General features: G+C 70.8%; 17 protein-coding genes and 1 tRNA gene. 11 read left to right on the top strand and 7 right to left on the bottom strand.

All coding sequences use genetic code 11. The features are described from left to right. Nucleotides 1-96 precede the first annotated feature (96 nt). The 3 genes from OIB37_RS24775 to OIB37_RS24785 form a co-directional block, all read right to left on the bottom strand. Complete coding sequence (locus OIB37_RS24775) at nucleotides 97-1,458, bottom strand: FtsW/RodA/SpoVE family cell cycle protein (RefSeq protein ID WP_330459799.1); 1,362 nt, start codon at nucleotides 1,456-1,458, stop codon at nucleotides 97-99. 49 nt (nucleotides 1,459-1,507) lie between these two features. Next, nucleotides 1,508-1,954, bottom strand: a complete 447-nt coding sequence (locus OIB37_RS24780; RefSeq protein WP_330459800.1) for an SH3 domain-containing protein — start codon at nucleotides 1,952-1,954, stop codon at nucleotides 1,508-1,510. A gap of 230 nt (nucleotides 1,955-2,184) precedes the next feature. After that, the gene (locus OIB37_RS24785; protein ID WP_330459801.1) at nucleotides 2,185-2,700 is read right to left on the bottom strand and encodes a protein-tyrosine phosphatase family protein; all 516 of its coding nucleotides are present in this window, start codon (nucleotides 2,698-2,700) and stop codon (nucleotides 2,185-2,187) included. Nucleotides 2,701-2,797: 97 nt separating this feature from the next. On the opposite strand from OIB37_RS24785, the gene OIB37_RS24790 reads away from it, so the two are divergent. Further along, nucleotides 2,798-3,601 carry an NERD domain-containing protein gene (locus OIB37_RS24790; RefSeq protein WP_330459802.1) on the top strand — a complete coding sequence of 268 codons (804 nt, stop codon included), beginning with the start codon at nucleotides 2,798-2,800 and terminating at the stop codon, nucleotides 3,599-3,601. A gap of 140 nt (nucleotides 3,602-3,741) precedes the next feature. Here the strand turns inward: OIB37_RS24790 and ligD are convergent, their stop codons facing one another. Continuing rightward, a complete protein-coding gene (gene ligD / locus OIB37_RS24795; RefSeq protein WP_330459803.1) occupies nucleotides 3,742-4,623 on the bottom strand; it encodes a non-homologous end-joining DNA ligase in 882 nt (293 codons plus the stop codon). A gap of 53 nt (nucleotides 4,624-4,676) precedes the next feature. Between ligD and ku the strand changes: the two genes are divergently transcribed. Together ku and OIB37_RS24805 are read left to right on the top strand one after the other, a co-directional pair. After that, nucleotides 4,677-5,708, top strand: coding sequence for a non-homologous end joining protein Ku (ku, locus tag OIB37_RS24800; protein WP_330459804.1), 1,032 nt, complete (start codon nucleotides 4,677-4,679; stop codon nucleotides 5,706-5,708). Between the two features lie 262 nt (nucleotides 5,709-5,970). Next, complete coding sequence (locus OIB37_RS24805) at nucleotides 5,971-7,191, top strand: hypothetical protein (protein WP_330459805.1); 1,221 nt, start codon at nucleotides 5,971-5,973, stop codon at nucleotides 7,189-7,191. 61 nt (nucleotides 7,192-7,252) lie between these two features. Here the strand turns inward: OIB37_RS24805 and OIB37_RS24810 are convergent, their stop codons facing one another. Next, nucleotides 7,253-7,885, bottom strand: a complete 633-nt coding sequence (locus tag OIB37_RS24810) for a hypothetical protein (protein ID WP_330459806.1) — start codon at nucleotides 7,883-7,885, stop codon at nucleotides 7,253-7,255. Between the two features lie 475 nt (nucleotides 7,886-8,360). Here OIB37_RS24810 and OIB37_RS24815 point away from each other — a divergent pair, with 475 nt between their 5' ends. Next, nucleotides 8,361-8,699, top strand: coding sequence for a hypothetical protein (locus OIB37_RS24815; RefSeq protein ID WP_330459807.1), 339 nt, complete (start codon nucleotides 8,361-8,363; stop codon nucleotides 8,697-8,699). 187 nt (nucleotides 8,700-8,886) lie between these two features. Next, on the top strand, nucleotides 8,887-10,395 hold the full coding sequence (locus OIB37_RS24820) for an FAD-binding oxidoreductase (protein WP_330459808.1): 1,509 nt from the start codon (nucleotides 8,887-8,889) through the stop codon (nucleotides 10,393-10,395). Between the two features lie 26 nt (nucleotides 10,396-10,421). On the opposite strand, the gene OIB37_RS24825 is transcribed toward OIB37_RS24820, so the two are convergent. Continuing rightward, nucleotides 10,422-10,964, bottom strand: coding sequence for a DUF4231 domain-containing protein (locus tag OIB37_RS24825; protein ID WP_330459809.1), 543 nt, complete (start codon nucleotides 10,962-10,964; stop codon nucleotides 10,422-10,424). A gap of 736 nt (nucleotides 10,965-11,700) precedes the next feature. Beyond that, nucleotides 11,701-11,772, bottom strand: a tRNA-Arg gene (locus tag OIB37_RS24830). Between the two features lie 60 nt (nucleotides 11,773-11,832). Between OIB37_RS24830 and OIB37_RS24835 the strand changes: the two genes are divergently transcribed. The 6 genes from OIB37_RS24835 (at nucleotide 11,833) to thrB (ending at nucleotide 19,350) form a co-directional block, all read left to right on the top strand. Then, entirely contained in the window at nucleotides 11,833-12,456 is a 624-nt protein-coding gene (locus OIB37_RS24835) for a response regulator (RefSeq protein ID WP_443058199.1), read from the top strand. Nucleotides 12,457-12,658: 202 nt separating this feature from the next. Next, complete coding sequence (nrtL, locus tag OIB37_RS24840; RefSeq protein ID WP_330459811.1) at nucleotides 12,659-13,810, top strand: ArgS-related anticodon-binding protein NrtL; 1,152 nt, start codon at nucleotides 12,659-12,661, stop codon at nucleotides 13,808-13,810. 60 nt (nucleotides 13,811-13,870) lie between these two features. Then, on the top strand, nucleotides 13,871-15,262 hold the full coding sequence (gene lysA, locus OIB37_RS24845) for a diaminopimelate decarboxylase (RefSeq protein WP_330459812.1): 1,392 nt from the start codon (nucleotides 13,871-13,873) through the stop codon (nucleotides 15,260-15,262). A gap of 345 nt (nucleotides 15,263-15,607) precedes the next feature. Then, nucleotides 15,608-16,906: a homoserine dehydrogenase gene (locus tag OIB37_RS24850; RefSeq protein ID WP_330461964.1), complete on the top strand. Its 1,299-nt coding sequence runs from the start codon at nucleotides 15,608-15,610 to the stop codon at nucleotides 16,904-16,906. A gap of 6 nt (nucleotides 16,907-16,912) precedes the next feature. After that, nucleotides 16,913-17,971, top strand: coding sequence for a threonine synthase (gene thrC / locus OIB37_RS24855; protein ID WP_330459813.1), 1,059 nt, complete (start codon nucleotides 16,913-16,915; stop codon nucleotides 17,969-17,971). A gap of 461 nt (nucleotides 17,972-18,432) precedes the next feature. Further along, nucleotides 18,433-19,350, top strand: a complete 918-nt coding sequence (gene thrB / locus OIB37_RS24860) for a homoserine kinase (protein WP_330459814.1) — start codon at nucleotides 18,433-18,435, stop codon at nucleotides 19,348-19,350. The last annotated feature ends 115 nt before the right edge of the window (nucleotides 19,351-19,465 follow it).

A 19,465-nucleotide genomic window follows, 5' to 3' on the forward strand; every position in this document is an offset into this window, starting at 1 on the left:
CGCTGGTGGTGGGCCACGGTGTCCCGCCGGTGGTGGTCCGTCACGGTGTCTCCCGTCCGTCGTACCGCGTCACGGTCTCCCGCTCGTCGTGCCGCCTCACGGTGCCTCCCGTCCGTCGTACTGGCTGCGGGCCGAATCGCTCACCCGGATCAGCAGGGCCACGATCGCCCAGTTGGTGACGACCGAGGAGCCGCCCTGGGCGAGGAACGGCATCGCCATGCCGGTCAGCGGGATCAGCCCGGTGACACCGCCCGCGATCACGAACACCTGGAGCGCCACGATGGAGGCGAGCCCGACCGCGAGCAGCCGCCCGAACGGCTCGCGCAGGGCGAGTCCCGCGCGGTAGCCGCGCTCCACGAGCAGCGCGTACAGCAGGAAGATCGCAGCCAGGCCCGCCAGGCCCAGCTCCTCCCCGGCCGTCGCCAGGATGAAGTCCGACTTGGCGGCGAAGCCGATGAGGATGGAATGGCCGAGGCCGAGGCCCGCGCCGAGGATGCCGCCCGCCGCGAAGGCGAACAGCGACTGGGAGAGCTGGTTGGGGCCCAGCCCGGCGTCGATCGTGGCGAAGGGGTGCAGCCAGTCCTCGATCCGCCCGTTGACGTGGGGTTCGAGCCGCCCGACGGCGAAGGCGCCGAGCACCGCGAGCAGCAGGCCCACCGCGAGCCAGCCGGTACGGCCCGTGGCGACGTACAGCAGGATCACGAACAGGCCGAAGAACAGCAGCGAGGTGCCCAGATCGCGCTCCAGGACCAGCACGCCGACGCTCAGCAGCCAGATCGTCACGATCGGGCCGAGCACCCGCCCGGTGGGGAACTGCAACCGCCACAGCCGTCGGCCCGTGTACGCCAGCGCGTTGCGGTTGGCGGCCAGGTAGGCGGCGAAGAACACCGCGAGCAGCACCTTCGCGAACTCGCCCGGCTGGATGGAGAACCCGCCGATCCGGATCCAGATCCGGGCGCCGTTGACCGCCGGGAAGAGGCTCGGCAGCAGGAGCAGGGCGAGGGCGGCGACCACGGAGACGTACGCGTAACGCTGGAGCACCCGGTGGTCGCGCAGCAGCAGGACGACGCCGATGAACAGGCCCACTCCGAGCGTCGACCACACCAGCTGGGCCGGGGCCTCCCGGTGTCCGGGCGTCTCCAGGTCCAGCCGGTAGATCAGCACCAGGCCGAGCCCGTTGAGCAGCACCGCGATGGGCAGCGGGAGGGGATCGGCGTACGGCGCCCGGACCCGGACCGCGAGATGGGCGCACAGGGCGAGCACCCCGAGCCCGGCACCGTAGCCGGCGGCGCCGGGCGGAACGGCCCCGGTCCTCGCCAGACCCACCGCGCAGTAGCCGTACACGGACAGCAGGACGGCCAGCATGATCAGCGCGAGCTCGATGCCACGGCGCCGGGCGAGGCGTACGGCGGGGGCGGGAGCCTGCGGCGCCGCCACGGCGGTTCCGGCGTTGGTCATGCCCGGAACCTACCTAAATGGGCCGTGTTGCGTGCCGTTTGTCTTGATGTCAGCACCAGCGTGGCGCGGGCCCGACGTTGTCGATGTAACGCGCCGCGCCCCACGCCCACGTCCCGTCCGTGAGCAGGTACCACAGGGGGTTGCCGCCCACCGTCTCGCCCCCGGCCTTGCAGTAGATCGAGACGGTCTCGCCCTTCTCCGCGAAGCGCACGCGCCGGCTGCCGCGGTCGGGGCGGTCGCGCAGCCACAGGCCGTCCCGTGCGGTGACGACGCCCTGGTAGCGCCGCGGGTCCCGGTCGCCCTTGCCCTGGGGGCCCGTGTGGCCCGTGTCCTGACCGCCGGAGGCCTGACCGTTTGAAGCCTGGGTGCCGGCGGCCTGGGTGCCGGCACCCCCGCCGTCGTCGGCCACGGCCGGGACGACCGTGACGGTGGCGACCAGAGCGCCCGTCGCGGCGGCCAGGGCGAGGCCGCGGGGGAAGGCGGAGCGCAGGGACATGGGAGTACCTCCGGAAAGACGGCGAAACCGACCAATCGCCACACTAGGAGCGGCGCCCGCCGGGTGCCCGCCGCAGTGGGCCAAAGGGGAGGGGTGAGGCGAGAGAGAGGCGGATGGATGCCGGGGGAGTCCCCGGAGGCGACGCGAGGAGCTGTGCGGTCTGCCGATGGCGGGCAGGCGGTGACAGGTGATCGGTGACAGGTGATCGAGTGATCAGCGGCCGGGGACCCCTACTCGGCCGGCTCCTCCAGCTCCTCCAGGAGCCGGGCGGTGGGCAGCCCGGCGCGCAGGTACTCCACGAACAGCGGGTTGTGCAGGGCCCACGGCGAGCGCCGCGCGCGGATCAGCTGGATCGCCTCCTCCGTCGTACGACCCCGCCGGACCAGCGCGTGGGCGACGACCAGCCCCGAACGGTTGTAGCCGTGGTGGCAGCGGACCAGGACCGAGCGGCCGGCGTCCAGCGCCTCGCCCGCCGCGCGCGCCAGCCGGATCACCCCCGCGAGCTGCGTCCCGTCCAGCGGGCCGTCCGGTATCGGCCACACATGGTGCTCGACGTCCGGCCCGGGACCGTACCCGGCCCGCCGCAGCAACGTCTGCACCACATCGAACTCCTCGCCCACGACGGCCGGTTGCAGCCGCCCGGAACGCCCCCTGAACTCGTGTCCGCCCATCCACAGTCCGGGCGCGACCTCGCTCCACGGCCGGTCCGGAACCGGTACGTCGGGCTGCACTCCGCGGGTCCGCAACGGCGCCTCCCCCACTCGCCCTGGCCGTCTCCAAGGTAACCGGGTTCTTGCCCCCGGAGCACCCCGCCTGTTCCCATGGTCGAGGGGGTGATGACACATGAGCGGACTGCGTGTGGTGCCGGCCTGGCGGCACGGCCGCGAACGGCTGTACGTCTGCGGCCGGGACGGAAACAACGTCGCCTGGTACGACCGTGAGACCGGCCGGGTCAACCTGCTCGACGAGGACAGCAGGGACGCGGTGCTCGAAGCCCTGAAGCCGTTCCTGACCGGTCCGGTGACGGTGGGCCCGCCCCCCGTGCCCACACCGGCGGAACTGGCCCGGCTGACCCTGCACCCCGACGACGACCTCGCCCCCAACCGCCCCGGCGAGGCCCTGCTCGTCGCCCTCGACCGGGACCCCGCCCCCGCCCACCGCCTCCGCCCGGACCCGCGCCGGCGCGCCCTGGCCGCGGAGCAGACCGTCGGCGCGGCCCTGGACCGGCTGGAGGGTGCCGGCGGGCACACCCTGCACTCCCTCCCGCTCCCCGGCGGCGACCGCGTCCACCACCTGCTCATCGGCCCCACCGGCCTGTTCGCCGTACACGCCCTGTACGCCCGCAAGCACCGCGTCCTGGTCGCCGACCCCATGGTCGCCGTCGGCCGCCGCGAGACCGGCCCCCTGCTGCGGCGCCTGCGCGCCGACGCCGACCGCGCCTCCTACGCCCTCACGGCCGAGGTCCACCCGGTCCTGGCCCTGGTGGACCCGGCCGACGTACGGATCACGGCGACCCCGCGCGCGGTCCGGATCGTGCGGGACACGGACCTGGGGACCCTGACCCGGCTGGACGTCGTACTGAAGCCGGGGGACGTGGAGGCGCTGCACGCGATGGCGCGGGACCGGAACGTGTGGGGGAGGGCGTAGCCGGCGCGGGGCCCTCCCCGGAGCCGGCGTGGCTCGATGCGGAGGCGTCGCGGGGCGGCGTGTGCGCAGGGGGGCGGGAAGGGGCGGGGCGGGAGCGCGGGACGGGAGCGGTAGAGGGGTGCGACGGGAGCGCGGGGCGTTCACGGCAGCGGCGCCGCTCGCTCGCGGTCCAGCAGTCCCGCCATCAGGTCACCGTGCTCCCGGACGCGTGGCGCGATGTCCTCCGCGAGGAACTCCAGCTCCGCGGGCGCCCCACAGCCCTCGACCTCCTCCCAGGTCACCGGCGCGGACACCAGCGGGGCCGCCCGCGCGCGCAGGGTGTACGGCGTGGCCGTGGTCTTGCGGGCCGCGTTCTGGCTCCAGTCGACGAACACCTTCCCCGGCCGCAGGCTCTTGGTCATCCGGTGCGTCACCAGCCCCGGCAGTGCCCGCTCGGCCTCCACCGCGAGCGCCTTCGCGTACTCGCTCGTGTCCCGCGACGAAGCCCCGCGCACGGCGGCCAGCAGATGCAGCCCCTTCGACCCGGCCGTCTTCGGGTACGCCTCGATCCCGTCCGCCGCGAGCCGCTCCCGCAGCCACAGGGCGGCCTCGCAGCACTCGACGACCGACGCGGGCTCCCCGGGATCGAGGTCGAAGATCAGCCGGTCGGCCTCGTCGGGCGTCCGCACCGGCCACTGGTGCGTGTGGAACTCGGCGACCAGGTTCGCCGCCCACACCAGGCTCGCCAGATCCCCCACCACCACCATCCGCGCCGGCCCGTCCGACCGGGGGACCTCGGCGGTCGTGACCCAGTCGGGCGTACCCGGCGGCACGTTCTTGGTGAAGAACACCTGCCCGTCCGGCCCGTCCGGATAGCGCAGGAAGGACACCGCCCGGTCGCGCAGGTGCGGCAGCATCACGTCGGCGGTGGTGGCGTAGTAGTGGACCAGTTCCCCCTTGGTGAAGCCGGTCTCCGGATACAGCACCTTGTCCAGGTTGCTGAGCGTGACCCGCCGCCCCTCCACCTCTGTGATTGGCGTCATAGGATGACAATCCCAGACAAATGGTTGACCGCCACAAGGAAGGGACGCGGCACGTGCGATCCATATGGAACGGCGCCATCTCCTTCGGCCTCGTCAGCATCCCGATCAAGCTGGTGAACGCCACCGAGAGCCACGCGATCTCCTTCCGCCAGATCCATACCGAGGACAACGGCCGCATCCGCTACCGCAAGGTCTGCGAACTGGAGGACCGCGAGGTCAGCCAGGCGGAGATCGGCAAGGGGTACGAGGACGCGGACGGCTCGATCGTCCCGATCACCGACGACGACCTCTCCCGCCTCCCGATCCCGACCGCCCGCACGATCGAGATCGTCGCCTTCGTGCCGGCCGACCGCATCGACCCGCTCCAGATGGACGCGGCCTACTACCTGGCCGCCAGCGGAGCCCCCGCCGCCAAGCCGTACACCCTCCTGCGCGAGGCCCTGAAGCGCAGCAACAAGGTCGCCATCGCCAAGTACGCGCTGCGCGGCCGGGAACGCCTCGGCATGCTGCGCGTGGTCGGCGACGCCATCGCCATGCACGGCCTGCTCTGGCCCGACGAGGTACGCGCCCCCGAGGGCGTCGCCCCCGACGTCGACGTCACCGTCCGCGACAAGGAACTCGACCTCGCGGACGCCCTGATGGACACCCTCGGCGAGGTCGACCTGGAGGACCTGCACGACGAGTACCGCGAGGCGCTGGAGGAGGTCATCGCGGCCAAGGCGGCCGGCGAGGCCCCGCCTGAGTCCCCCGCCCCCGCCCCCGGCGGCAAGGTCCTCGACCTGATGGCGGCCCTGGAGAAGAGCGTCCGCGACGCCCGCGAGTCCCGCGGCGCGGAACCCGCCGAACAGGCCGAGGTCCACCCCCTCCCGCGCCGCCGCACGACGACCCCCAAGGAGACGGGCGGCAAGAAGTCGACGTCGACGACGAGGAAGACGGCCACCGCCAAGAAGACGGCCGCCCCCCGCAAGTCCACCTCGAAGGCCACCGAGGCGACGAAGAGGACAGCGGCGGCGAAGACGACGTCCAAGTCCACGGCGAAGAAGACCCAGGCGAAGAAGGCGACGTCCCGCAAGCGCACGGCGTGAGAACGACGGCGTACCTGCCTGGGCGGGCCGCGCCCCTGCCTGGGTGGACCGCGTATCTGCCCAGGTGGACCGTGCCCCTGCCTGGGCAGACCGCGCCCCGGCCCGGCGGGGCGGCACCCTTTCCCGGGAGCACCGGAATCCTGCCCGTGAGAACCGGAATCCTGCCCGTGAGAACCGGAATCCCGTCCGGGAGCACCGGAATCCTGCCCGGGAGACAGGGATTTCCGCCCGGGAGATACGACACCTCGGGCACGATGTGCGCGTGACATACGTGGTGACCGTGACCGTGACCCTCCCCGAGGGCGCTCCGGAACTCGATGTGCTGCAACGGGAGGGCGTCATCCACCTCCTGCGCAGGGGCTTCGACTCGCTCGAGGCGATCGAGGGGCCCGACGGCATGGAGGTCGACCTGATAGAAGACGTCATCGCCGTCCACCCCGGAGGCGCCCTGCTGAAACTCTTCGTGGACGCACCGGCGCTGGAATTCGCGGAGGACGCCGCGCGTGAGGTCGTCACCGAGCTCCTCGAACAGACCGACCCGCTCGCCGACTGGCTGATAGCCCGGTGCGCGGTGGAGCTGAACTCGGAACTCCTCCAGGAGAGCCTGGACGCCGCCGACGGCCCCGACGCCCCACCCGCGGACCCCGCCGAACGCGCCCGCCGGCACGAGGCCGCCAAGCTCTCCACCACGGCGCAGGGGCATGGCCCACGCCCCTCCGAGGCCGAGGTGATGCGCGCCAGACTCCGCGAACTGGCACCTGCGCTGGCGGCCGCCCCCCTCGAGTCCTTCGGCTACACCGAGGACGCCGGGGAACGGGTCGTCGGCAAGGAGGCGGCGGAAGTCGCGGCGGGCTCCCTCGTGTACGCCATCGACCTGCTGGTCGACGAGCTCTTCACCGACCTGGCCGGTCTGGAGGAGGACGGCCCGACGGTGGCGGACAGCGACGCGGCTTTCATGATCCTGGAAGACCTGCCCCCGCACCTGGCCCACGAGTACACGGTCCTCTTCACCCGCCGCCTCGTGGTCACCGCGATCACCCTGACCGCCCGGCTGACCCAGGCCGCCCCCTTCCGCCCGTCCTGCACGGCCGAAGAACTCCTCCTCAGAGCCCTGCTCACCCAGGCCGAGGTGACGGCCGACCTCTACGGCCTCCTGGACGAGGAGGTGAGCACGGCGCTGGAACTCTTCGCGGAGGCGGTCTACGCCCCCGCCCTCGCCCCCGAGGACGAAGCCCGGGAAGCCCCGGAAGCCCCGGAAGCCTCCGACGGCCGCGCAGAGCAGGCACCGGCACCGGCATCGGCTCCGGCGGACAGCGTGGACACCTGGTTCACCCCGTTCACCCCGAGTGACAGGGTCCACCCGTACGCGGCGAACGAGGACGAGGAGGACGAGGAGGACGACGAGACGGACGGAGCCGAAGAGGCGGACGGAACCGGCGAGACCGACGAGTCCGAGGAGTCCCTGCGCCGAAAGCCCGACTGAACCCGTCACTCGACGAGCCAAGCGGTCAGCGGTCAGCGGTCAGCGGTCAGCTGTCAAGCCGTCAAGGGGCCACCCAGCCGGCGACGACCCGGTCAGCCACCAGGAACTCCGTCCCGCAGTCCGGGCAGTCGGCCCGCCCGAACAGGCGGAGCAGATCTCCGGCCACACCGTCCTGCCCGTCGGCGACCGCCCGGTCCCGCAACCGCCGCGCCAGATCCCCCAACTCACCCGGCTCGACCGGACGGAGAGGCGTCCTCTCCACCTCTCCCAGCGCGTAGTCATCGGTGCAGGAGTACCCGCCGTCGGCCCCCAACACGACGAAGGCATTGACACCGCAGTGCGGACAGTCGACCTCGTACTCCCCGAGAGACAGCCCTTCCAGGCAACGGTCCCAGACCTCGACCCCCTCGAAGGACAGCAGGGCCCCCAGCAGATCGACGTACTCGTCCGTCGCCGACGCCACGCTCAACCGCTGTTCCGTGAGGCGACGCAGCACACCGATGGGCTCCGCGTACACGTGCAGCGGCCCCTCGGCCCGGGCCGGCCCCGGAGCACAGGCGACGATCGCCCCGGCCGCCAGCAGCACACCGCCGAGATGCTCCGTCCGGCACGTCGCCGCGATGCCGGCCAGCCGAGGCAGAGCCGCATAGCTGGCCGAGTAGGCCGTATCCGCCTGCGGACACAGATGATCCATCAACTCGCTCCACACATCGCTGGGATCATCCGCGAACCGCTCCAACAGGGCGGGAACGTGTGCCGCGCCCCCACATGCGTCCTGGAGTGCCGACCAATCTGTCATGCCTGCATCCAACCAACCAGTCGGCACGTCACGCACGGACGGGCCCACCCCACCGTCCGCCCCACCGCGGCTCACGCAGCGCGAGATGCCCCGGATCAGGCCGGACGATACGATGGAATGCCCCGAAAACCCCACAAGCCCCACAGACCCCACAAAAAACAGCGTCCCCTGCATAGCTCTCAAGCTCGTCCGGACGCTCCGGAGGTCCCTGGTCTCCGTGTGGCCCCTGGTCTCCATGTGGGGTGACAGGCGTACGGCGTGACGGAGCGAGCCCTTCTTCCGCCCCCGGCGTTTCCACTGCTGCTGCCGCGGATGACGGAGCTGCCACGTCACACCGGCCGCACCATCACCGTCCGAGGCAGGTTGAACGATGAACCGGACTCGCCGTCTCGCAGCACTCACGCTCCTGGTCGCCCCGGCCCTCGCGGTGGGCCCCGCGGTCGCCGCACAGGCCGCCACCCCCGCCGCACCCCACGCCCCGTCCCGCGCGGCATGCCACGTCGAAACCGAGTCGGACGGCAAGTACCACCTGTGGGGCGTGGGATTCCACGGCGACAAGAAGGTGACCTACTCGGGTGCCACCTCGGGCACCGTCTCCACGGACAAGTCGGGCCGATTCGACATCGGCGGCCTCAGCGGCAGCAGGTTCGTCGTCAAGACGGACGACGGAAAGACCAAGCTGACCTGCACGATGATGCGCCACCGCTGAGGATTCCGCGGAGCGCGCGATCACAACCGGACAGCGTGCCCGCGCCGGCGATCCCCTCCGCCACCACCATTCGCGTGTCGGCTCTCTCCGTCATGGCCCCCCTTGCTACCGTGCGGTGCGCCTAGCTGAAATCGCCCATAAAGGACCGATTTACGTCAGCCGGCGGCCGAGAGGACACGGACGGACCATGAACGACTTTTCTCGTCGCGGACTGCTCAAGGTGACGGCGGCCGCCGGCGCCGGCACGGTGGCCGTCCCCGGCGTCGCGGCTGTGGAGGCACCGGACGCGAGTGCGGTGAACGCGAGCGTGCCGGCTGCGGAGGCCGGGAGCGCGAAGTGCCCGCCGGCGAAACTGACCGGCCGCATCGTGCGCCCCGACGACCCGGACTACGCCGAATCGAGCCTGGGCTGGGACGAGCTGTTCGTCCACTACCCGCTCGTCATCGTCTACGCCCAGCGGACCCAGGACGTGGTCAACGCCCTGACGTGGGCGAGGCAGCACGACGTCGCACTGAGGGTGCGCAGCGGCGGCCACAGCCTGGAGGGCTGGTCGAACGTCGACAACGGCATCGTGATCGATGTCAGCGAACTGAAGTCGGCGCATATCGACACGGCCGCGCGTACGGCGACGGTCGGAGCCGGGCTCAACCAGCTCGAAGCGGTGACCACGCTCGCGAAGAAGAACCTCGCGGTGACGACCGGAACGGAAGGCACCGTAGGCCTGTCCGGCGCGACGCTCGGCGGCGGCTTCGGCTTCCTCACCCGTTATCTCGGAATGGCCTGCGACAGCCTGATCGGCGCCGAGATCGTGGTGGCGGAGGGTGCCGACTGCGCGAAGATCGTCAAGGCGGACCTGAAGAACCACTCGGACCTGCTCTGGGCCCTCCGCGGGGCGGGCAACGGCAACTTCGGGATCGTCACGTCACTCACCTACAAGGTGGCGCCCCTGAAGAGCGTCACCTATCTGCAGGCGACGTGGGACGGCACCGGAGACCTGCACGGGGTCTTCGACGCGTGGCAGCGCACGGCACCGGTCGCGGACAACCGCCTCGGCACCCAGCTCGAGATCCACCGGAACCAGATCCTGCTGTTCGCGGTCCTCGCGGAGGGAACGCCGACGGAGGCGAAGAAGCTGCTGGCCCCGATCCTCTCGGTGGGCCGCCCCGAGGTCTCGGTACAGGTCGGAAACTGGGGCGACGTGTACGCGGGATTCCAGATTCCGACCGAGCTGGAACCCGCGAACTGGAAGTTCTTCTCGCAGTTCACCAACAAGCCGTTCCCGAAGGAGGCGATCAGCGTGATCGCCTCCTTCATGCGGGACGCGCCGACGGACGACAGCAACTTCTTCACCCAGGCGTTCGGCGGAGCGGTCAGGAAGAGTCCCCGCGGCGGCACGGCCTTCCCGCACCGCGACGCGCTCTTCTACTCCGAGCCGGGCGCCGGCTGGGGCACCCGGGGCGAACCGAACAGCGGCGACGAACTGACCCCCGAGGCCCAGGCCTGGATCGCCGAGTTCAGCCAGGCACTGCGCCCCTACGTGAACGGCGCGTACGTCAACGTCCCGAACATCGGCATGCAGGACTGGGAAACCGCCTACTGGGGCCCCAACTACGACCGCCTGCGCAAGATCAAGGCGAAGTACGACCCCCGCAACGTCTTCCAGTACGAACAGAGCATCCCACCCGCCTTCTGCTGACCCTGGCCCGCAGGTGGCACGCCCGTCTACCGAAGCTCTCGCCGGACACCCGGGATGCCGGGTGGCGTCTGAACGTCAGCGCTTACCTGGCCGCCCAAGGTCATCACGTTGAGGGTCGCAGAGTTCTCGTTGGCGATTGCGCTCTCCACGCGGGCAACCAAGGTTGTGAATGCATCGCTCTCCGATAGGCCTGAGTAGGGTCCCACCTTGGTTTCGAAGTAGATTCGCTCATGCCCAAGGAGCTGTTCGGTCGACCTGTAGTTCTTCCACTGTTCGCGGTAGCGGTACACGCTCTCCAAGGAGACGGAGCCGACAACGATCAAGCTCAGCGCCGTGGCAGTAAGTTTCGCGAATGACAGGTCAAGGTTGACTAACACGGGGACCAAGGCTCCCCCGACGACGGATACCGTCCTCATCCGGAGATGCATCGCCTTAGTCTTAACGGCCTTCTTGTCGTACCACTTCTGGTACTGAGACAGTCTCCCGTCCACGTAGTCCCGTGTCGCGGCCACCGGCCGGGGAACGGCGGGGTGCGCTTCGAGTGACTGACCGTCATCCGTTGCCGACATGCTCGGAAGTACATCGGTGGTGGATCGACGGAGTCAACTCGCGGTTCAGCCCTGGAGCGCCAGGCTGGAAGATCACTTACGTGAGCTGCTGAGCCGGCGATCCGTCAGTGGTAAAAGTCGCGCCCCGTGCACCAACCAGCTCCCGTCCGCCGTGGGCCGCGTCTGCTCGGCTCTGCCTGGGGCGATGGTGGACGGGGTGGGAGCACCCCGCGCCCACCCCTACGGACCCGCGGGCGAGAACGGCGCCCCCTCCATCCCGGTGCCGGCCGATCCCCCGCCGGAGACATTGCCTTGACCGGGGCCCCGCTATGCGGTGATCGCCTCATAGCCACCGGCCCTATCCACTGTGGGCGCGCGTCGGTGTAGCGGAGCCGGCTGACTGCCGGGTTGACCCGACCGAGGTGGCCGAACGCGCGGGCAACAGTGTTGAGGTGCTGCTGTCCCGCTATGCCAAGTGCCTCGACGGCTGCCAGCACGTGGCCAGCCGCCGCATCCAAAAGCCTGCTGGATGGTGACGCCGCCTGACCACCGGCCGCCCGCCCGAAGCCCTCGGACCTGTCCGGGGGCCTTCGTGTTTTCCGGGGCTGACCTGCGCGAATGATAGTTCCCGCTTGGCCGCGAATAGGCCGCAGTCTCCGACATGGACCCGCTCACGGCGGCATATGGCTGCACATACGCGAAGACCCCGGCCTCAGCGTTTCCGCTGGTGACGGGGTCTTGGGCACCTAATTCAAGGTGCCCCCGGCAGGATTCGAACCTGCGCACACGGCTCCGGAGGCCGTTGCTCTATCCCCTGAGCTACGGGGGCGTGTCGGGCGCTTGGCTTGTTGCTTGCGGCGACGGGTAGAACCCTAGCAGAGCTTTCGGGATGATCAGGAACGCGTTTCCAGAGGTGGGTCGCCTGGAGGGGTTGGAAGTGGGGAAAACCCGGACGCGGTGGCCGGGGCGGACCTACTCTCGAGTTGTGCCAGGCGCGTCGGGCCGGGTGCTTGTTGTGGACGACAACAAGGTCATCCGGCAGCTGATCAGGGTCAATCTCGAGCTGGAAGGGCTTGAGGTCGTGACCGCGGCCGATGGTGCCGAGTGTCTGGATGTGGTCCATCAGGTGCGGCCCGATGTGGTCACCCTCGACGTCGTCATGCCACGTCTCGACGGGATCCGGACCGCCGCCCGGCTTCGTGCCGACCCCCGTACGCATGATCTTCCCCTCGCCATCATCAGCGCGTGCACGCAGTACGAGGTCGAGAGTGGCCTCGACGTCGGCGTCGACGCCTTCCTCGCCAAGCCCTTCGAACCTGCCGAACTCGTCCGTCTCGTCAAGCACCTGATGGAGCGCAAGGGTGGAGGTGGAGACGGGCGTCGTGGGGGAGGACAGGGCGGGAACGGTGAGGCCGAGGGTGAGAGCGAGAGCGAGGGCGACGGGGATGTTGAGGGGGACGGGGACAGTGGTGGGGTGGCTGGGATCACCGGGGTGGCCGCGGGGCTGGGGTGACCTGGGGGATCGGGGTGGCTGCGGTTGGTTCGCCGGTGCCGGTGGTGCCGGTTGGGGTTGTGAGAGGCTTTGAATTCGGGGGGCTTCCCCTGGTTTTTCGTCGGGGACGGTGTTGGTTGCCGCGGTCCGGTTCGGGTCGGGCGCCTCGCCCTGGTGTAAACCTCCTCGCCTGCCCGCTCCCTTCCTCCCCTACGCTTGTCCCGTGACACCCGTTGAGCTCTCCCGCACCGTGCTGCACGCAGTGCAGCGTGCCGTGGACGAGGGGGAGCTGAGCGTGACGGTTCCTGAGCGGGTTGTCGTCACCGAGCCGGGGCCCGGGGGCTGTGGGGACTTCGCCACCAATGTCGCGCTCCAGCTGGCCCGGCCGGCCAAGCAGCCGCCGCTGCGGGTCGCCGAGATTCTGCGGGCGCGTCTCCTTTGCGACGAAGGCATCCAGGACGTCGTGGTCACCGGTCCGGGCTTCCTCAACGTCGTTCTCGCGCAGCAGGCCGACCTCGCCGCCGCGCTCGTCCGGGAGATCCACGAGCTCGGGCCCGCCTACGGGCACACCGACACCCTCGCCGGACAGGTTGTCGTACTGAGAGTGCCGTACGACGTGCGGGCCGAGGTCGTCGCCGACGCCGTCGTGCGGATCGTGGCGACCCAGGGCGGGCGCGGCGAGGTCGAACACGGGGAGCCCGTCAATCTGCGGCCCGTGCCGGCAGCCGAGGACCCCGCGCCGCTCGGTGCCGACGCCGCCCAGTGGGCCCTGCTGCACCCCGCCCCGCACGACCGGCCCCGGATCACCGCCGACCACCTCGTGCAGCGGGAGAGCAATCCGCTGTTCCGGGTGCGGTACGCCCACGCCCGCGTCCGGGCCGTCAGCCGCAACGCCGCCCGCCTCGGCTTCACCGCCGAACCCGGCGACCTCCACCTCGACACCGACACCGACACCGACACCGACATCGACAACGGCAGTACTGCCGACATCGGCATCGCTGCCGACATGGACGGCCGGGGCGACGGCGGTACCGATCTCGACCCCCTCACCGGTGTCGACTTCGGCATCAGTACCGGCATCAGCACCGGCATCCATACCGACCGCACCACCCCCACCCGCCCCCTCCTCACCACCCTCGCCGCCCACCCCCGCATCCTCACCGCAGCCGCCACGCACCGTGCCCCGGACCGGCTGGCGCGGCATCTCGTGGCCGTCGCCGATGCCGTGCTGCCGTTTCTGCCGGCCGTGCTGCCGAGCGGTGAGGAGAAACCCTCGGCCGCCCACCGGGCCCGGCTGGCTCTTGCCGAAGCCGCCGGGACGGTGCTGGCCGGCGGCCTGTCCCTGCTCGGTATCGACGCACCCGAACACCTCTGAGGCCCGAAGGACGAAGGACATGGGCCCCGGAGTGAGACAGAGAGTCTGAGAGCCAACGTCATGAGCCGTTCCGCGCACCCCGCCGGGCCCCGTCACGCCGATGTCCTCCCCGAGGGGCACTACTCGGCGCCGCCCACGGACCTCAACGCCCTCGACCCCAAGGTGTGGGCGCAGACCGTCGACCGGGACGCCGACGGCGTCCTGACCGTCGGCGGGATTCCGGCGACGCGGCTGGCCGAGGAGTTCGGCACCCCCGCCTACATCCTCGACGAGGCCGACTTCCGCGCCCGGGCCCGCGCCTGGCGCCACGCCTTCGGCGCCGACGCCGACGTCTTCTACGCCGGCAAGGCCTTCCTGTCCCGTGCCGTCGTGCGCTGGCTGCACGAGGAGGGGCTCAACCTCGACGTGTGCTCCGGCGGGGAGCTGGCGACGGCCCTGTCCGCCGGCATGCCCGCCGAGCGGATCGCCTTCCACGGCAACAACAAGTCCGTCGCCGAGATCACCCGGGCCGTCGAGGCCGGCGTCGGGCGCATCGTGCTCGACTCCTTCCAGGAGATCGTGCGGGTCGCGCACATCGCGCAGTCCCTCGGCAAGCGGCAGAAGGTGCAGATCCGGATCACCGTCGGCGTCGAGGCGCACACCCACGAGTTCATCGCCACCGCCCACGAGGACCAGAAGTTCGGGATCCCGCTCGCCGGTGGTCAGGCCGCGGAGGCCGTGCGGCGGGCTCTGCGGCTGGACGGGCTCGAACTGATCGGCATCCACTCCCACATCGGCTCGCAGATCTTCGACATGTCCGGGTTCGAGGTCGCCGCCCACCGCGTCGTCAAGCTGCTCAAGGACATCCGCGACGAGCACGGCGTCGAGCTGCCCGAGATCGACCTCGGCGGCGGACTCGGCATCGCGTACACCAGTGACGACGACCCCCGCGAGCCGCACGAGATCGCCAAGGCGCTCACCGAGATCGTCACCCGCGAGTGCGAGGTGGCCCGGCTGCGGACGCCGCGGATCTCGGTCGAGCCCGGGCGCGCCATCGTCGGGCCCACCGCGTTCACCCTGTACGAGGTCGGCACGGTCAAGCCGCTCGACGGGCTGCGGACGTACGTCTCCGTCGACGGCGGCATGTCCGACAACATCCGCACCGCGCTGTACGACGCCGAGTACAGCGTCGCCCTCGTCTCGCGCACGAGCGACGCAGCGCCGATGCTCGCCCGCGTCGTCGGCAAGCACTGCGAGAGCGGGGACATCGTGGTCAAGGACGCGTTCCTGCCCGCCGACCTGGCGCCGGGCGACCTGATCGCCGTACCCGCCACCGGCGCCTACTGCCGCTCCATGGCCAGCAACTACAACCACGTGCTCCGGCCGCCCGTCGTCGCGGTGCAGGACGGCGAGGCCCGGGTGATCGTCCGGCGCGAGACGGAGGAGGACCTGCTGCGCCTCGACGTCGGCTGACCCGGCCGACAGGTCTCGGCTGAGGGGCCCGGCTGAGAAGCCTGGCCGAGAGGCGAGGCCCGGCCGAGAGAGCCGGAAGAGCGCCGGAAGAGAGTCGAAGAAGTCCCTGGCCGGGCATGCCGCGGACCGTGTGGCGGACCGCCCCGTTGACCGCCCCGTTGATGGGGTGGCGGACCGCGTGACGGGGCGCGGCACGCCCGGCCGGATACCGGGCCGGAATTCCTTCGTCGTTCCGTCCCGGACAAATGAAATAGACGTCTCACGATCCGGACCAAGGGGAGAAACTCCCGTCCGGTGAGTGAGACTGTTCCCACCGTGATCGGTATGAGGAAACGAGGTCGGATGATGCGTACGCGTCCGCTGAAGGTGGCGCTGCTGGGCTGTGGTGTTGTCGGCTCAGAGGTGGCTCGCATCATGACGACGCACGCCGACGACCTCGCCGCCAGGATCGGCGCCCCGGTGGAACTCGCGGGCGTCGCCGTCCGACGGCCCTCCAGGGTCCGCGAAGGCATCGACCCGGCCCTCGTCACCACCGACGCCACCGCCCTCGTCAAGAGCGGGGACATCGACGTGGTGATCGAGGTCATCGGGGGCATCGAGCCCGCCCGCACCCTCATCACCACCGCCTTCGAGCACGGCGCCTCCGTCGTCTCCGCCAACAAGGCCCTGCTCGCCCAGGACGGAGCCGCCCTGCACGCCGCGGCCGAGGAGCACGGCGCGGACCTGTACTACGAGGCCGCCGTCGCCGGTGCGATCCCGCTGATCCGGCCGCTGCGCGAGTCCCTCGCCGGCGACAAGATCAACCGGGTGATGGGCATCGTCAACGGGACGACCAACTTCATCCTCGACAAGATGGACTCCACGGGGGCCGGTTACCAAGAGGCCCTCGACGAGGCCACCGCGCTCGGGTACGCCGAGGCCGACCCCACCGCCGACGTCGAGGCCTTCGACGCCGCCGCCAAGGCCGCCATCCTCGCCGGGATCGCCTTCCACACGCGCGTGCGCCTCGACGACGTCTACCGCGAGGGCATGACCGAGGTCACCGCCTCCGACTTCCGCTCGGCGAAGGAGATGGGCTGCACCATCAAGCTGCTCGCCATCTGCGAGCGGACCGCGGACGGCGGATCGGTGACCGCGCGCGTGCATCCCGCCATGATCCCGCTGACCCATCCGCTCGCCTCGGTGCGCGGCGCCTACAACGCCGTCTTCGTCGAGTCCGACGCGGCCGGGCAGCTGATGTTCTACGGCCCCGGCGCCGGCGGCGCGCCCACCGCCTCCGCCGTGCTCGGCGACCTCGTCGCCGTCTGCCGCAACCGGATCGGCGGGTCCACCGGGCCCGGCGAGTCCGCGTACGCCGCCCTGCCGGTCTCGCCCATGGGCGATGTCGTCACCCGCTACCACATCAGCCTCGACGTCGCCGACAAACCGGGTGTTCTCGCCCAGGTCGCGACGGTGTTCGCCGAGCACGGGGTGTCGATCGATACGGTTCGCCAGCAAGGGCGACAGGACAGTGTCGGCGAGGCCTCCCTCGTCGTCGTCACCCACCGGGCCCTCGACGCCTCCCTCTCCGGGACCGTCGAGGCGCTGCGCAAGCTCGACACCGTGCGGGGTGTCGCCAGCATCATGCGGGTTGAAGGGGAGTAAGCAGCAATGACCCACCAGTGGCGCGGAATCATCGAGGAGTACCGGGACCGGCTGCCGGTATCCGGCACCACGCCGGTCGTGACGCTCCGCGAGGGCGGTACGCCCCTCGTGCCCGCGCAGGTGCTCTCCGAGCGCACGGGCTGTGAGGTCCACCTGAAGGTGGAGGGTGCCAACCCCACCGGGTCCTTCAAGGACCGCGGCATGACCATGGCCATCTCCAAGGCCAAGGAGGAGGGCGCCAAGGCGGTCATCTGTGCCTCCACCGGGAACACCTCCGCCTCCGCCGCCGCCTACGCGGTGCGGGCCGGCATGGTCTGCGCCGTGCTCGTCCCGCAGGGCAAGATCGCCCTCGGCAAGATGGGCCAGGCCCTCGTGCACGGCGCGAAGATCCTCCAGGTCGAGGGCAACTTCGACGACTGCCTCGCGCTCGCGCGCAGCCTGAGCGAGAACTACCCGGTGGCGCTGGTCAATTCGGTCAACCCGGTGCGGATCGAGGGCCAGAAGACGGCCGCCTTCGAGATCGTGGACATGCTCGGCGACGCGCCCGACATCCACGTGCTGCCGGTCGGCAACGCGGGCAACATCACCGCCTACTGGAAGGGGTACCGGGAGTACGCGGCCGACGGCATCGCCGCCCGGACCCCCCGGATGTGGGGCTTCCAGGCCTCCGGCAGCGCCCCGATCGTGCGCGGCGAGGTCGTCAAGGACCCGCAGACCATCGCCACCGCCATCCGCATCGGCAACCCCGCCTCGTGGGAGTACGCCCTCGCCGCGCGCGACGAGTCCGGCGGCGCCATCGACGAGGTGACGGACCGTGAGATCCTGCGCGCCTACCGGCTGTTGGCCGCACAGGAGGGTGTCTTCGTGGAGCCGGCCTCCGCCGCCTCCGTGGCCGGTCTGCTCAAGGCCGCGGAACAGGGCAAGGTCGACCCTGGCCAGCGCATCGTGTGCACCGTCACCGGCAACGGTCTGAAGGATCCCGGGTGGGCCGTCGACGGTGCCCCGCAGCCGATCGTCGTCCCGGTCGACGCGGATGCCGCGGCCGAGCGCCTGGGCCTGGCCTGAGCCACGGCCCGGGCGGCCGCCCAGTGGCGGCCCGGGCAACAGCTGCGGCAACGGCTTCGGCAGCGGTCGCGGCAATCGCGACGGCAATGGCAACAGCCCCCGCGACGGCTCCGGCGACGGCCGTCGCGGAGGTCCGGGCCGCGGTCCATACGGTGGCCCGCGGCAGGGAAACCCCTGATGGGATGCACAAGGGGCTTACGACACGCATCGTGCGCCTCCTGTGCGCCCTATGTCGCCGCAGAACCTTCCTTCGATAGGCTGTACTGAACCCGCCTGCCGCATATGCCCGAGCGTGTGGCACGGGTCCGCGTCCGCCGCGGTGCGGCCCGACGGGTTCTCGTACGTCATCGAATGTCCACATCGAATGTCCGCCGAATGCCCGCCGAATGTCCCTCGAGAGTTCTCGAATGCCATTCGGCCGTCATTGGGCAGTCCCGCAGCTCAAGGAGAGTCTTCGAGCGATGGCCGGTCCAGCGTTCCGCGCCGCCGCCGTCCGGGTGCGCGTTCCCGCCACCAGTGCCAATCTCGGCCCGGGCTTCGACGCCCTGGGTCTCGCGCTGGGGCTCTACGACGACGTCGTCGTCCGGGTGGCCGACTCCGGGCTGCACATCGACATCGCGGGTGAGGGGAGCGAGACCCTTCCGCGGGACGAGAGGCATCTCCTCGTCCGTTCCCTGCGCACCGCCTTCGACCTGCTGGGCGGACAGCCCCGCGGTCTGGAGATCGTGTGCGCCAACCGCATTCCGCACGGCCGGGGCCTCGGTTCCTCCTCCGCCGCCATCTGCGCCGGCCTCGTGGCCGCCCGCGCGGTGACGATAGGCGGCGAGTCCCGCCTCGACGACGCCGCGCTGCTGGAGCTGGCCACCGAGATCGAGGGTCACCCCGACAACGTCGCGGCCTGTCTGCTCGGCGGTTTCACCCTTTCCTGGATGGAGAGCGGCGCCGCGCGGGCGATCAGGATGGAGCCCGACGATTCCATCGTTCCGGTGGTTTTCGTCCCCGGAAAGCCGGTCCTCACCGAAACCGCGCGAGGTCTCCTCCCGCGTACCGTGCCGCACGTCGACGCCGCCGCCAACGCGGGCCGCGCCGCACTGCTCGTCGAGGCACTCACCCGACGCCCCGGGCTGCTGCTGCCCGCCACCGAGGACCGTCTGCACCAGGAGTACCGCGCCCCCGCCATGCCGGAGAGCGCCGCGCTGGTGGAGCGGCTGCGCGCCGACGGCATTCCGGCCGTCATCTCGGGCGCCGGCCCCACCGTGATGGCCCTTGCCGACGCGGGTACCGCGGACAAGGTGGAAGCCCTTGCCGGGAACGGCTGGGCGGCCAATCGACTGAGCCTTGATGTAAGGGGAGCGAGCGTGTTGCCGCTTGCGTCCTGACACACGCTTTCCGGATTTGGAGAGGGGGAATGTTTGTTGGATCCGGTAGTGTTAACCTCAAGTCTGCACCCGACCCCACCATGGCGAGGTGCTTCGTGTCCCCGTCAGGGACAGA

This window comes from Streptomyces sp. NBC_00820, from assembly GCF_036347055.1.
In the GTDB taxonomy this organism is placed as follows: Bacteria; Actinomycetota; Actinomycetes; order Streptomycetales; family Streptomycetaceae; genus Streptomyces.